The organism is Nocardia sp. NPDC056541 (assembly GCF_042794235.1).
Classification (GTDB): domain Bacteria; phylum Actinomycetota; class Actinomycetes; order Mycobacteriales; family Mycobacteriaceae; genus Nocardia.
Window position 1 is genome coordinate 77043 of sequence record NZ_JBHTUD010000003.1, and the last position, 14733, is coordinate 91775.

The following is a 14733-nucleotide window of genomic DNA, read 5'->3' on the forward strand; positions in this document are numbered from 1 at the left end:
ATATGGCATCGGGCTCCCTAACAGGTACCCACCGGTGTATCGGTCAATCCCGCGCTCACAGTCGATCGAGCGTGGCGATGTCACGCTCACAGGCCGTCAGCTGTGCGGGACGCTCGGCGACGAGCCTGCGCGCGAGCGCGTCGAGTTCGGTGACACGCCGATCCACGGCCACCGCTCGCGCGGTCGATTCCCGAACCACGTGCTCGGCCAATTCGGCCTCGATGTCCACGAGCACTCCCGCGACACGCTGTTCGAGCTGGGCTTTGACGTTCACCAATGCCTCGGAGACCCACTGGGCCATGTGGTTGCGTTCGGCGAGTTGGCCGCGGGCGCGCACGACCCAGTAGGCCGCGCCCGCGCCGAGCAGCAGCGTCACCGGGACGCTCGCCACGTCTAGTGTCGGGACCAGCGACAGCGGTGCCACGACCAATCGGCCGAGGCCGACGCCGGCCGACGCGCCGAGCGCGATCATGAGGTGATCTTCGACACCTCGGTGTCTCTTGCCGGGATCCGGACCGACTCGCGGCGCCGGATCGCGGCGCCGGGTGGTCGGCGCGGCAGTACCGATCCGGCGCGCCGCTTCGCTGACCCGTTCGTCGATGACGGCGTCGACCGAGACCGACAACTCACCGGCCGCCTGCTGCAAACGCTGTGGGTAGGCGCGCAGTTCGGCGCGGTCGCAGCGGTCGAGTTCGGCGCGCGAGCGGGTGTGCAGTGCGCGCACCATCGCGCCGAGCTCGGTGGTCAGGTCGACGCGGGCGAGCTGCACCTGGCTGCGCACGGCGGCGAGACCGGTCTGGCGACCGCCGTCGCGCTCGGCGACCAGTCCGATGCGTTCCTCCCTGATCCGTGCGGTGTCCGTGCCGGAGCGCAGTGCGGTGATCTGTTCGTCGATTCTCGCTCTGGTGTCGGTGAGCACCCGGGTGCGGACCGCGGTGCGGCGCTGGGCACCGTCGGCCGGTCCCTTCGCGGTGGCCGCGGCCAGGGTGGCGTGCAGTCCGGCCACGCCGGAGCGATCGAGCAGGGCCGAATCGTCGGTGGCGCGGGCGGCGGCGGCCAGCCGGGCCGAGACGGCGACGATGTCGAGGTCGGTGATGCCGCGCGCGGCGAGCAGTTCCAGGTTGCGGTCGCGGGTCGCGCGCCAGTCCTGATAGGCGTGAAAGCCGTTCATGGCGAGCAGGATTCGCTGATCGGCGGCGCGTAGACGGTCGATCAGGGCGAACATGCCGGCACCGAGGACACTGCCCGCGTCGAAGAGGATGAGCGCCGCGGCCGGGTCGTTGCCCACGGTCGGATCGGCCAGGTCGATATGGGGTTCGAAGCGGGCGAGTTCGGTGCGCAGCAGAGTGGTGTTGGCGTCGTCGGGGGCGTAGAAGTCGACGCTGCTGCCCTCCCCCGCGGCGGCCATCGCCCGGAGCAGGGCGCCACCCTGCGGGTTCCACCGGTCGATCACCGTGTCCACCGCCGCGGGTAGGGCACCGGGGTCGTCGGCGGACGCGGCACTCGTATCGCCGCTCGCGTCGACGGCCGGGCGCTGGCCGGGCGGGACCTCAGAGGCCTGCACTGGACATCCGCTCCCAGGCTCTGACATAGCCGTTGTGCACGCGCAGCGCGGCCCGCCGGGCAGCGGGTGGCATGTCGCTCGACACGACGGCACGCCAGCGGGTGGCGCGGGCGAGCGCCTCGTCGGCGTCGCCGGGCGCGGGTGACGGGTAGCCGGCGGCCAGGTGGGAGACCTGCGGACAGGCCAATCCGGCGCACAGACCGGCCCAGAGCGCTTCGTCTCCGGTGAGATAGTGCTCGATCAGTTCTCGCGCGCGGCCGCCGTCGCCGGGGACCGCGCGGGCGGCCAGCCGGGTCAGCTCGTCGAGCAGTTCGCCGCCGCGCACCGCTTCCACCTGCTCGTACCGGCGGTGGACCAGCTTGTGCAGCGGATCGACACCGCTAGCGGAGTGCAGGATCTGGATAATCGCCGACGCGGGCAGATCGGGATCGGCGCGCAGGGCCGACAGCGCGCAGTCCACACCGTAGAGATCCCAGTTGGCGATCAGCCGTCTGCGCGCTTCCTGGTCGGAGCCGACGCCGATGAACAGATCGGCGGCGAGCACCGACGGCACATCGGGGCCGACCGCGAGCCTGCGCAGATCGCTCAGATCCTCGGCGCTCACCGCTCCCGACCTGGTCCTGGCGGCGACCGAGGCGACGATCGGCACGATCGGCAGGCCGAGCTCCTGCGCGTGCCGCTGTGCCGCGGCCACGGCCTCGCCCCAGCGCGCGCCCACCGCGTCGGCCTTGTTGAGCACCACCACGCCGCGACCCTGCGGCACGGTCGCGAGCAGGCGGTAGTCGGCGGCCTGCGGCGCACCGGCCAGCACATAGATGACCAGATCGCCGTCGAGGACCGGGTCGGGCAGCTCGGGCTGATCGACCGGCGCGGTCTCCTGCGCCGACAACAGGGCCAGCGCGGCCATCACGGTGGTCCGCCCGCTCAGCGCACGCCCGGTGATCTGGATGTGCAGCGGACGACGACGGCGCGCAGCCGCCGCGGCGAGCTGTTCGGCGATCCCCGGATCACCCCCGCGACCTGCACCTAGAACCGAGATCAGCGCGTCGAGCTGGTCCGCGGGTCGTGTCTGTGCGAATTCAGTGGCTGTCGGCATTGCGCACACCCCCTTTTCGGAGGGCATTGTGTCAGATCCGCGCCGAGCCGGGGCGGGGCGAACCTTCTGCCGACCTGGGCGGATCAGCGGTCCCCCGAACTCGCCTGCGACGTAGCTCCGCGCATGCTGGACAATGGACGACGTGAACGACGCCGCCAACCACGCCGAGCCGACCAGCCACAAGCTGTCGGAGATGCCGAACGACGCGGGCAGGCGCTCGCTCACCGGCTCCCGGCTGTACCCGCGCGTCACGAGCTTCCGCTCGCGGCGAGGCGCGCTGACGCCGAATCAGCAGACCTCATGGGACCGCACCTGGCCGGTGATCGGGCGCGATGTGTCCAACGATCCGGTCGAAGCCGACGCCTGGTTCGGGCGCGAGGCGCCGCTGGTGATCGAGATCGGTACCGGCACCGGTACGGCGACGGCCGCCATGGCGAAGGCCGAACCGCACCTGAATCTCATCGGCATCGAGGTGTATCAGCCCGGACTGGCCCAGCTGGTCCAGCAGATCGAGCGCGAGGAGATCGAGAACATCCGGTTGCTGCGCGGCGACGCCGTGGACGTCCTGGAGAACATGGTTGCCCCGGAGTCGCTGATCGGTGTTCGGGTGTTCTTTCCCGACCCGTGGCCGAAGGCCCGCCACCACAAGCGCAGGCTGCTCCAGGCGCCGACCTTCGCCTTGATCGCCAGCAGACTCAAGCCCGGCGGCGTGCTGCACGTGGCCACCGACCACGCGGATTACGCCGAACATATTCTCGAAGTAGGCTCCAAGGAACCGCTGTTCACCGGCTTGAACGACACCACCGGCGGCGACAGCGCCGCCAACCGCACTACCGCGCCGATCGGTTTCGAACGGCCCGTCACCAAGTTCGAAGGCAAAGGCCTGCGTGCCGGTAGCGCCATCAACGAGTTCATATGGGGGAAGATCGACAGATGAGCGTGAGTGAGATCGCCCCCGAGATGCCGGTGCCCGCCCAGGCAGGCTCCGGTTCCGAGGCGTTGAGCGGTTCCGATGTTCGACGTGTCCTGCTGGTCTGGGACGCGCCGAACCTCGACATGGGGCTCGGCGCCATCCTCGGTGGGCGTCCCACCGCCGCTTACCGCCCCCGCTTCGACGCCCTCGGCCGCTGGCTGCTGGCCCGCACCGCCGAGATCTCGGTCGCCTCCAAGGGACGCATCGAGGCCGAGGCCACCGTCTTCACCAATATCGCGCCCGGCACCGCCGACGTGGTCCGCCCGTGGGTGGAAGCGCTGCGCAATGTCGGTTTCGCGGTGTTCGCCAAGCCCAAGATCGACGAGGACTCCGATGTCGACGCCGACATGCTCGCGCACATCGCGACCCGGCAACGCGACGGTGGTTTAGCCGGCATCATGGTCGCCTCGGCCGACGGCCAAGCCTTCCGTGAACCCTTGGAAGCCATCGCGGCCAAGGGAATCCCAGCTCAGGTGCTCGGATTCCGTGAGCACGCGAGTTGGGCGGTCACTTCGGATACCCTCGGGTTCGTCGACCTCGAGGACATCCCCGGCGTGTTCCGCGAACCGCTACCGCGGGTGAGTCTCGAGTCGCTGCCCGACGAGGGCGCTTGGCTGCAGCCGTTCCGGCCGCTGTCTGCGCTACTCACTTCTCGCCCTGGTCAAGGAGTCGCTTAAGTGTTCACCCGCTGGGGCGATCTGGTCTACCGGTTCCGCTTCGTCGTCATCGTTGTCGTCGGTGCGGCGATGTTGGCGTTGGGCGCCTACGGCATGGGGCTCGGCCCCCGCCTGACTCAGAGCGGCTGGTTCGATCCGGGCTCGGAGTCGGTGAAGGGCGCGGAGATCGCCGACGGGTCATACGGGCGCGACCACAACGCCGACGTGATCGTCATGTACAACGCCCCCGAGGGCAAAACGATCGATGACCCGGAGTTCCAGCAGAAGATCGTCGCCAGCCTGACCGGGGTTGTCGCCGAACATCCCGATCAGATCGGCAAGATCAACGGCACCTATTGGAAGGTGGGCGACGCGCCCGCTGTGCCGTCGGCGTTCGGGTCGAAGGACAAGAAACACGCGTTCGCCTCGATCGCCATCGCCGGTGACAACGACACGGTCATGATGGCCAATTACCGTGCCGTGCAAGACGTCTTCTACATCCCGGGCGTCGACGTCGAGGTCTCGGGCTTGCAGCCCATCGCGGTCACGCTGACCGACACCCTCGACCACGACTCCAAGCGGATGGAAGTGCTGGCCTTCCCCGCGGTGGCGATCCTGCTGTTCTTCATCTTCGGTGGCATCGTCGCCGCCGCGCTGCCGCTGATCATCGGTGGTCTGACGATCATCGGTGCCACCGGCATCGTGACGGTGCTGACCAATTTCACCGAGGTCAACATCTTCGTCACCGGCGTCGTCTCGATGATCGGGCTCGGTCTCGCGATCGACTACGGCCTGTTCATAGTCAGCCGTTTCCGCGAGGAACTGGCCGAGGGGTACAGCACACCCGCCGCTGTGCGGCGCTCGGTGATGACCGCCGGACGAACAGTTGTCTTCTCCGCGACGATGATCATCGCCAGCCTCGGCGGCATCCTGATCTTCCCGCAGGGCTTCCTGCGGTCGGTCGCGTACGGCACCATCGCTGCCGTCTCGCTGGCGGCACTGACCGCGATCACGATCCTGCCCGCGATGCTGGGCATCCTCGGCCCCCGCGTCGACGCGCTCGGTCTCAAGCGGTTCCGCAAGACCAAGACCGCCGAGCAGATCGAGAACGGCTTCTGGGGCAACACGACCCGCTGGGTCATGAAGCACCCGCTCAAGATCGCTATTCCGATCACCGTCGGTCTGTTGTTGCTGATCATCCCGGTCAAGGACCTGGCGTTCGGCGGCATCAACGAGAAGTACCTCCCGCCGGACAATACGACCCGGTCCGCACTCGAGCACTTCTACGAAGTCTTCCCGCAGAAGAAGACCGACCCGATCCAGCTGGTCTTCGTCTCGGACAACACCAACGCGATCGGCAAGGTCTGGAAGGAAGCCAACCAGGCTCCCGGGCTGGTCGGTCCGTTCGAGGTGCCGGTCAAGTCGCCGACCAACCCCGAGGTGTTCCGCACCTCGGCGACCCTGGTCGATCCCACCGGCGGCGCCGAACCGACGATCGACTATCTCCGCTCGATCGAAATACCCGACGGCGTCACGATGTACGTCACCGGTCAGCCCGCGCTCATGGCCGACAGCATCGACACGCTCCTGGAACTGATGCCGTGGATGATCTTGCTCGTGCTGGTCACCACCACCGTGCTGATGTTCCTGACGTTCGGTTCGCTGGTGCTGCCGATCAAGGCCGCGTTGATGAGCGCGCTCGGTCTCGGCGCGACCCTCGGCATCCTCACGTGGATCTTCGTCGACGGCCACGGCGCCGGGGTGCTGAACTTCACGCCACAGCCGATCAGCGCACCGGTCTTGATGCTGATCATCGCGATCATCTACGGCTTGTCGACCGACTATGAGGTCTTCCTGCTCTCCCGCATGGTGGAGGCACGCGCCCAAGGCGCGTCGACCACCGAAGCCGTGCGGATCGGCACCGCCCAAACCGGCAGGATCATCACCGCTGCCGCACTGATTCTGCTGGTGGTGACCGGCGCGTTCGCGTTCTCCGACATGGTGATGATGCAGTACATCGCCTACGGCATGATCGCGGCGCTGTTCATCGACGCCACCATTCTGCGCATGCTGCTCGTCCCGGCGATCATGAAGCTGCTCGGCGACGATTGCTGGTGGGCGCCCAAGTGGATGAAGCGCATCCAGGAGAAGATCGGCCTCGGCGAACCCATCCTCGACGACGAGCGCCCGGAACACGGTGGCGTGGTCGACCTGGTGAAGACCACCCCGATCACCGACCCGCCGACCATGCAGATGACGGTGGTCCCCGATTCCAAGCTGGCCCGCACCCCGCGCAGGCCGCGCACGGTCGCCGAGATCGAGGCCGAGGCCCCGACCCAGCGCATCGACAAGATCACCGACACCGACACCGCCGAACCTGCCCGTTCGCGCCAGCCGATGTCGCCCGATCCGACGCGTCCTCGCGCCTCGGTGTTGTCCTCGGGCGAGCCGACCCGGGAGTTGCCCGTGGTCAAGCCGGGTACGCCGGCGACAGTCGCTCCGGAGGACACGGCGAAGCAGGAGGACTCCGGTCCCGACCTGCCGAAGTACGTTTCCGGCGAGCCGACCCAGGTGCTGCCGATCGTGAAGCCGGATGCTCCGAATCCCGTTCAGGGACCTGATGATTCGACCACGGATACCGCCGAGGACGAAGACCGTGGCTATTCGGGGCCGAGCTTCGGCACACCCCCCATTCCCCTCGCCGATCTCGGCGATCCCCGAACCGGCCCCGGTGGTGCCGCTCGCTCGACCAACGGGCGCGGACGCACGAACGGCACCGCCGAAACCCCCACCGGCCCGTCGATCTCGCGACCCGGACCGGTCGACACCGGGTCCGGCCTCGATCTGCCCGGCATCGTCACCGGGGTTCCGCCGCGTGGCTCCGAACGCGTACAGCCGCCTTCGGGCTACAACACCTCCGGCGTGATCGGTGAGACTCCGCCGGTGCCCCGGGTGTCGACCCCCGACGAGACCGGCGACAGCGCCGGATTCGGCACCCCCCCTGCCGATTCGCCGCCGCGACCCAGCATTGTGCCCCCGGCCAGGCCGAACACGGCGACACCGCCGCCGCGTGGGATCGTCCCGCCGCAGGCGCCGAGGATCGTGAACACGCCCCCGAACGCGACACCCCCCGCGCCTGCGAGCGAGACTCCGTCGAGCGGAACTTTCAACGGGTTCAGCCCGGTGACCGCGTCGAACCTCAGGCCGGTCACGCCCGACTCCCCCGCGCCCGATCCGGTCGATGCGGCCCCTCCGGCGGAGCCGAGCCGTCCGTCAGAGCAGAGTCGTCCGTTCGAACAGAGCCGTCCATTCGCGCCGAGCCGTCCGACCGAGCCGAGCCGTCCGACCGAACAGAGCCGTCCGACGGAGCAGGCCGATCCCCCTGTGCGCGAGACGGATTCGCGCCCGTATGAGGTCGATACAGCGAGCCCTGACTTCACAGCGGCGCCCGGCGTGCATCGCGCCGAGTCTCACCAGGGCAGTCCGGCTCGCGCGGAAACGGAACCCGAGTCGCCGATCCCGCCGCAGGGCATCTTCGGCACCGCGGTACCCGTGGAACCGCAGCCGAGCTCCCCGTGGAACAACGGCATGACCGGCCCCGGCACACCACGCGGTTTCACCTCGTCCGACCAGGACAGCGGACCTCGCTTCTCGCCGGTCACCCCATCCTCGGCCGACGAGGCGAACGGTGATCGTCCCGTCGTCGATTCCTCCGGCGACCGGCCGACTTCGGCTCGACCGGCAAACGTGGTGCGTCCGCAGATCGCGCCGCCCGGATTCACCGAGGTCCGACCCGAGACCGCGCCTTCACCCCGGCAGCCGGATTCGGCAACCGGCGAAACATCGGCCGCCAGTGGGGAACCGGTCGGCGAGGCACCGGCGACCGACCAGATCGGCACCCCCGGTCAGTGGCAGGCGCCTTCCGGTTTCACCGCTGTTCCGACGCCGCCCGCATCGCCTGCGGAGCCTTCCGACGATGCGTCCCTGGATACTCCTGCCGCCGAAACCGATGCCACCGCAGCGGAATCCCCCGCCGATACGCGCAACGAGATCGAGAACTGGATGGCTCAGCTGCGCTCGTCGCGCCGCGGTACGGCCGCGGACGAGGGCCGCCACCATGGCAACGAGGGCCGGACGGTGAGCGTGAACGAACTGCTGCGCCGACGCGAGGACGACTGACGATCGCAGTGCGGACACGCGACCGGCGGGGCTTTCGAGCTCCGCCGGTTCGTTGTTTCTAGGAGACCTGGCGCGGCGGTGCGGCCTCGGCGAAGGCACGTGCGTAGCGGGTTCCGGTGAGTAGCAACAGGATTCCGACGGCCAGGAACGCGGTGACGCGGACCAGGCCGGACAGTGTCGCCAGATCGAACAGGAACAGTTTCGCCAGTGCGGCCGCGGCGACCAGCAGGCCGGACACCAGGCAGACTTTCGCCACGGCGGGCGAACTGGCGAGACGACGCAAACCGTAGAACAGCGAGCCGGTGGCCACCGCCATCCACACGATGGTCGCGAGGCTGTGCCCGACGATGAAACCATCGGCACCGCCGAGAGATACGCCGAGGGACACCGCGGCGACCAGCACGTAGTACAGCCCCGCGATACTCACTGCTATCCACACCCCGGTGACGAGCGCCGGATCGTCGCACCGCGGCAACCGTGGCACGGTCCACGCCACCATCGCCGCCACACCCAACCCGACCACGGCCGCCACGGCAGTCGCGACATCGAGTTCCCGCTCCGCGAGCCCCTGCAGCGCAAGTGTTTCCGGCGTAGCTGTCGCCAGCATCACCAGCCCACCGAGCAACGCGAACGCGATACCGAGCCCGGCGCCCACCCGGGTGCGACTGACGGCGGCCACCGCGAGAAACCCCAGACCGGCCGCGAACAGCGTGGTCGGTAGCAGTCGAGGGTGACCGCTCGTCGCCGCCACGCAGGTCTGCGACAGAGCTACGGCACCGGTCAGACCCGCCACCAGTGCCGTGTGCCGCGCGATCGGCAACACTGCGACAGGCCGAACATCCTCGGCATCAGGAACATTCGCGGGGCGGGAAGGCGTCGCGGCGGGGCCTACTCCCGTCAGGCGCGGAATCACCGCGGTGGCCGCGAGGCCGAGCAGGACAGCGGCCAGAGCCGCGGTGATCGAGGCGCTCACCATTCGGTCGAACAGTACGGCGACGGCGAGCACCGGAAGTGCGGTCAGCGCGATCGTGATGCTCGCGGTGATGTCATCGTGCCTGCGCCGCACCGCGAGCAGCGCGCCGACCAGACCGACCACCGCACAGGCGATCGCGGCAACCAGCAGACCCTGCCGCTGCTGCGCCTCCGAGCCCGAGATCACCCCTTCGATCCCGCTGAACGCCACCATCCCCAGCACGGCGAGCACCACCGGCACAGTGCGCGCCACGTGGAGCACCGGCCAATCCCTGCGCATCTGCACCGGCACCCCGGCCGCCTGCAACACCACCAGGAACCCGAGCAACATCAACTCGGTGGTCAACGCGGGCGACAGCACCGCGGCCCCCACCACCACCCCCACGGCCAGCGGCTGTGACTGCCACCGTACCGCGATTCCCACCCCGATCAACGCCACCACCAGCGCCACCGCGAGCCCCACCCCGCCAGGGACCCATCGGTAATATCCCGTCACCGCAACGACATCCAGATACATCCCGGCGATACCGGTGGCCACCAACGCGATTGCGCCGACCCGGCCGCCGGGCCGACCGAAAACCCGCCACCCGAGTCCGACGAGCACCACCGAAAGAGCTGCCCCAGCAACGACTCTCGCTATCGGGCCGAAGAACCCCGCCTGTGCGGCCAACACCAACAGCATCAGCACGCCGACCAAGGTCACGCCGACCCCGGCCACCGCCAGCACCCGGGAAATCACCCCTTCCCGCTGCCACCACGGCACCCGAGCCTCGCGCCCCGGCCCACGCATCTGCATCTGCATCGGCATCGGCATCGGCATCGGCGCGAAGGGTCGACCAGCCGGATAAGTTCCCTGCCCCCACCCGGACCCAACCTGACGCCCCTGCCCCGCGCCCACGGGCACAGCCGCTCCATGCGCCGACGCGTAGGTCGCTGTGTGGCCAACACCTGCCCACCCCGCCTGACCGAGGTCAGCGCCCCGAGGCGGACCGCCGTGACCAGGCCCGAAGCCCGCAACAGTCGGCGGGCCCACAACAGTCGGCGGGCCCGCGACGGGCGCACGCCCCACAGCAGGCGGGCCCGCAACAGCCGCAGGCCCCACAGCAGGCGACCCCGCAACAGTCGCAGGCCCCGCAACAGCCGCACTCGACGTCGAGGGCACCACCTCGCCCTCGCGCAGCGCTTCTTCGGCCCGCAACTGCGCGGAAAGCACGTCCAGATCGCCCCCCAGCTGACCCATCCTGGCGCCCAGCGCGGTGAACTCCCCCGAGAGCCGCGCTACGAGCGCGGGATCAATAGCGGTACTCATATCCCCATCGTCGGCGCCCGACACCCGCCGAACATGAGTAGAAACCCCCGTCAGCCCCCGGTTCCTACCCGAATCAGCCCGGGTAGCCCTCGATGTCTCCCCGACTACCCGGGGTCATGACCCCAGAAACCGTCGCCACTGCACCATCAACGGATACTTCGCCGTCACCGACCCGAACCGGATACGTCCGTGTACGACAAGGTGCAGAGGTCCGATCGGCGGCCCCGTACGCACCTTGTTGTTGGCCGAGGACCCCACCAGATCGAGACCGTTGAGGTCGACGGTGGCCGCAGCTGGGACGAGCAATGTGAGGCTCGTGCAGTAGTCGTCGACCTGAATCTCCACGATCTGCGTCTGCATCACCGCCTCGGTGAAGTCCAAGGTCACCCCGGACATCAGGTTGTTGAGGTGCAGCACCGGCGGCACCTGCCACGGCCCGCGTCGATGCACCCCCGACAACCGGCTGCGGATCGCGCTCGGATTCGATCCACCGGCCGGAACCGGGATGTGTCGTGGGCGCGGCATCGCGGCGGGCTGCGGTGTGCCCGCCACCCGCATACCGGGCAGGTCGACCAGCACGGCGTTGAGTTCACCGCGGGTCTTGGCGGCCAGCGCGGTGTCCATCCGCTCGGTGAACTCCCCGAGCGACAACATGCCGAGCCCGACGGCACGCTGCAGCAGCTGACCGACATGCTCACGCTCGGCATCGGAAACACGCAGCTCACGGTCACCGACGGGACCAGCCGTCGCGGCACCGGGTACGAAGAGGGATTCAGGACCGCCCATGTCATCGAGGGTAGCCAGACACCCCTACCGAGCACATCAGGGCAAACCCCTAATCACTGTGGCTACTCGAGCCCCTGCTCGATCGCGTAGCGGGTGAGCTCGACCCGATTCGCCAGCTGCAACTTGCGCAACGTCGCCTGCACGTGGTTCTCCACGGTCCGGTGCGAGAGATTCAATCGAGTAGCGATCTGCTTGGCCGACAACCCCTTGGCCACCATCCGCAGAACTTCGGTCTCCCGCTCGGTCAACGACGGCCGATGCGGCTGATCGGCGGCCGCCGGTGCGGTCGCCATCCGCCGATACTCGCCGAGCACCAACCCGGCCAGCCCGGGCGTGAACACCGGCTGACCAGCGGCAGTGGCCGTCACAGCGTCGATCAGCTCGGCGGCGGACGCGCTCTTCACCAGATATCCGCTGGCTCCGGCCTTGATCGCGTCGAGCACATCGTCGCGCTCGGCCGAGGCCGACAGCACCAGCACCCGGCTGTGCGGCGACACCCGCAGCACTTCGGCGGTGGCCGCGGCCCCGTTCCCGTCGGTGAGCTGCATATCCATCAACACCACGTCCGGCTGTACGGCCGCGGCCCGGCGGGAGGCCGTGCCGACGCCGTCGGCGGTGGCCAGTACCTCGAAACCGGCTTCGGCGAGATCGCGCGAAACACCCTCACGCCACATCGGATGGTCGTCGACCACCATCACCGTGATCACCGGCATCGCCCAGCTCCTCTTCTCAGCGCGCCGGATGGCGCGGAATCCGGAATTCCCACTCGGTACCGAGGTCCGCGCCCTCGGTCAACAACTCGGCACTGCCGCCCAGTGCCTCGATCCGGCCGACGATCGACCGCGAAACCCCCATCCGCCCTTCGGCTTCGGCCGCTTCCAGCCGTCCCGTCGCGATCCCCACACCGTCGTCGCGCACGCTCACCACCAAGCCGTCACCGGTGTCTTCGAGCAGCACATAGGCTTTCGCGTCGGCGCCGGCGTGCAGCGAGACATTCGACAGCGCGGTGTTCACCGCCGCCGCGATCTCCTGGGCGACCATCCGTCCGACCAGCACCGGATCGCCCGGCGTGGCGACCGAGATCTTCGGCGTGGCGTGCGCGGTCAGCAGTGGCCGCAGATCCACGTCGCCCGACCCCGGATCTGGCAGCTCCGCCTGCTCGGACAGCAGCACCCGCAACGCCACCTCCTGTTCTCCGGCTCGCTGCGCGAGTTCCTGTGCGGGCCCGCCTATCTCGCTTCCACGGCGTTTGATGAACGCCAGCACCTGCAACACCCCGTCGTGCACCTCGCGAGCCAGCCGCTCCCGCTCCTGCGCCGCCGCCGTGATCCGCAACGCCCGTTCGAGCTGCCCCTGCGCCCGTCGAGCGGTATTGGCGGCCAACCCGAGCGCCAACCCGACCGAAACGAGTACCGGTGCGGTCGCGTCGCCCCAGACGTCCTGTCCCCACTGATCCCGCACGGTCACCACAACGGCCGACATGGCAAGTCCGGCGACAACACCCGCGACAGGTCCGCGCAGAATGGCCATCGAGATCACCGAGTTCGCGATCCACAACGTCGTCGGCAGGGTCTGATGTCCGTGGTACCAATCGTAGTCCGCGACAAGCCGAGTCGAGGCGATCAGCGCGATCGTCACCACCTGGTCGCCGAACACCACCCAGCCGCGGATCTTCCCGGTCGCCTCGGGGAAGTACCACTGCGACAGCAGCAGCGCCGAACTGCCCGACCAGATCGCCATCACCGCGATCAGCATCCAGCTCAGTCGCGGATGCTCGTAATACGACACCGACGCGATCTGCTGACCGATCGCGTACAGCAGCGTGACCAGCCGAAACGCCTGCGCCGCCCGCCACAGCGGCGCGGTCGCGGCGTCGGCCGAGCTCAGCTCAGCGGTGTGAGTCCGCATCGCCGGACTCGGCTTCTTCCATGCGCAGCCGCTTCGCCACGTCGAAGCGGCCCGGCGGCTCCGGTTTGTCGGGTTCGGCGCTGAACCGTTTTCGCTCCTCGGTGGCGACCAGCTCGCCGAAGGCCTCCTCCGGACTGTCGGCGAGCAGATAGCGAATCGCCGTGTTGCCCACCGCGATCAACGGCACGGCGAGCAGTGCCCCCGCGATCCCGCCGACGACCAAGCCCGCGGTGATGGCCAGCACCACGGCCAGCGGATGGATACTCACGGCCCGCCCGAGCAGCAGCGGTTGCAGCACATGGCCTTCCAGCTGCATCACCGCGATGATGATGCCGAGCACGATCAGCGCGGTCACCAGGCCCTTGGTGACCAAGGCGATGAACACGGCGACGAACCCGGCGAAGAACGCGCCGATGATCGGGATGAACGCGCTGATGAACACCAGCGAGGCCAGCGGCAAGGCCAACGGCACATGCAGAATCGCCAGCCCTGCTCCTATACCGATCGCGTCGACGGCGGCCACCGCGACGGTGGCACGCACGAACCCGACCAGCGTTCCGAAGCCCAGTTCACCGGCGGTGCGGACCTTTTCTCGGTGCGCGGTGGGGATGATCCGGGTGACGAAGTTCCAGATCTGATCTCCGCCGTAGAGGAAGAAGATGAGAATGAACAGGATCAGGAAGGCACCGGTGAGAATGTGGCCGATGGCGGTGGCGGTGGTCAGCGCGCCGCTGGTCAGGCTCTCGCGGTTGTCCTGAATGGTGCGCACGATGGTGTCGCCCGCGCTGCGGATCTGCTGATCGCTCAGATGCGGCGGACCGTTGATCAGCCAGTCCTGCACCTTGTGCACGCTGTTGGTGACCTCGTTGGACAGCCCCGGCACACCGTCGACGAACTGTTCGACGACGAAGGTCAGCACCCCCGCCAGCAGACCGATCGACCCCAGCAGCGCGACGAACACGCCCAGCGAACGCGGAATCCCCACCCGCTGCATCCAATCGACCATCGGCGCGAGCAGCGCGGCGGCGAGCAGCGCGATGGCCAGCGGGATCACCACCGTGGCGAACTTCTGCACGAGCATTCCGACCGCGAGCAGGGCGCCGAAGATGATCAGCAGCCGCCAACTCCACGCGGCGGCTTTGCGGACCAGGGGATGAACTGCCTCGGCGTCCGAGCGCCACGGCGTTGACGCGGTCCCGGAATCTACCTTCTGGTCGGTCACTCGAGAGAGCCTATCGGTCCGAACGCTAGATTGGTGGTCGTGTCGGCGCCCCTGGAAGCGGTCAAACA

The 14733-nt window shown here is 68.6% G+C and carries 10 protein-coding genes; 3 read left to right on the top strand and 7 right to left on the bottom strand.

What is annotated here, in order from left to right; translation table 11 throughout:
• Positions 1-55: 55 nt before the first annotated feature.
• Positions 56-1564, bottom strand: a complete 1509-nt coding sequence (locus tag ACFQ9R_RS05865; RefSeq protein WP_378989206.1) for a hypothetical protein — start codon at positions 1562-1564, stop codon at positions 56-58.
• Complete coding sequence (locus tag ACFQ9R_RS05870; RefSeq protein ID WP_378989207.1) at positions 1551-2660, bottom strand: hypothetical protein; 1110 nt, start codon at positions 2658-2660, stop codon at positions 1551-1553. The genes ACFQ9R_RS05865 and ACFQ9R_RS05870 overlap by 14 nt, the downstream gene beginning before the upstream one ends.
• A 133-nt stretch (positions 2661-2793) precedes the next feature.
• Here ACFQ9R_RS05870 and trmB point away from each other — a divergent pair, with 133 nt between their 5' ends.
• Genes trmB through ACFQ9R_RS05885 form a run of 3 tightly spaced genes read left to right on the top strand, consistent with a single transcriptional unit; the run spans position 2794 to position 8468 of the window.
• Positions 2794-3597 carry a tRNA (guanosine(46)-N7)-methyltransferase TrmB gene (gene trmB / locus ACFQ9R_RS05875; protein WP_378635039.1) on the top strand — a complete coding sequence of 268 codons (804 nt, stop codon included), beginning with the start codon at positions 2794-2796 and terminating at the stop codon, positions 3595-3597.
• A complete protein-coding gene (locus ACFQ9R_RS05880; protein ID WP_082844190.1) occupies positions 3594-4310 on the top strand; it encodes an NYN domain-containing protein in 717 nt (238 codons plus the stop codon). The genes trmB and ACFQ9R_RS05880 overlap by 4 nt, the downstream gene beginning before the upstream one ends.
• Positions 4311-8468 (top strand): MMPL family transporter, encoded by a 4158-nt coding sequence (locus ACFQ9R_RS05885; protein WP_378989208.1) that lies wholly within the window; start codon positions 4311-4313, stop codon positions 8466-8468. It begins immediately after the preceding gene.
• A gap of 58 nt (positions 8469-8526) precedes the next feature.
• Here ACFQ9R_RS05885 and ACFQ9R_RS05890 read toward each other — a convergent pair whose 3' ends face one another.
• The 5 genes from ACFQ9R_RS05890 to ACFQ9R_RS05910 form a co-directional block, all read right to left on the bottom strand.
• A complete protein-coding gene (locus tag ACFQ9R_RS05890) occupies positions 8527-10260 on the bottom strand; it encodes a DUF2339 domain-containing protein (RefSeq protein WP_378989209.1) in 1734 nt (577 codons plus the stop codon).
• Positions 10261-10863: 603 nt separating this feature from the next.
• Positions 10864-11535, bottom strand: coding sequence for a DUF1707 domain-containing protein (locus ACFQ9R_RS05895; protein WP_378653837.1), 672 nt, complete (start codon positions 11533-11535; stop codon positions 10864-10866).
• A 62-nt stretch (positions 11536-11597) separates the two neighbouring features.
• Positions 11598-12248: a response regulator gene (locus ACFQ9R_RS05900; RefSeq protein ID WP_378916257.1), complete on the bottom strand. Its 651-nt coding sequence runs from the start codon at positions 12246-12248 to the stop codon at positions 11598-11600.
• Between the two features lie 16 nt (positions 12249-12264).
• Positions 12265-13443 (bottom strand): MacS family sensor histidine kinase, encoded by a 1179-nt coding sequence (gene macS, locus ACFQ9R_RS05905; RefSeq protein ID WP_378989210.1) that lies wholly within the window; start codon positions 13441-13443, stop codon positions 12265-12267.
• On the bottom strand, positions 13424-14665 hold the full coding sequence (locus tag ACFQ9R_RS05910; RefSeq protein ID WP_378989211.1) for an AI-2E family transporter: 1242 nt from the start codon (positions 14663-14665) through the stop codon (positions 13424-13426). The genes macS and ACFQ9R_RS05910 overlap by 20 nt, the downstream gene beginning before the upstream one ends.
• Between the last annotated feature and the right edge of the window lie 68 nt (positions 14666-14733).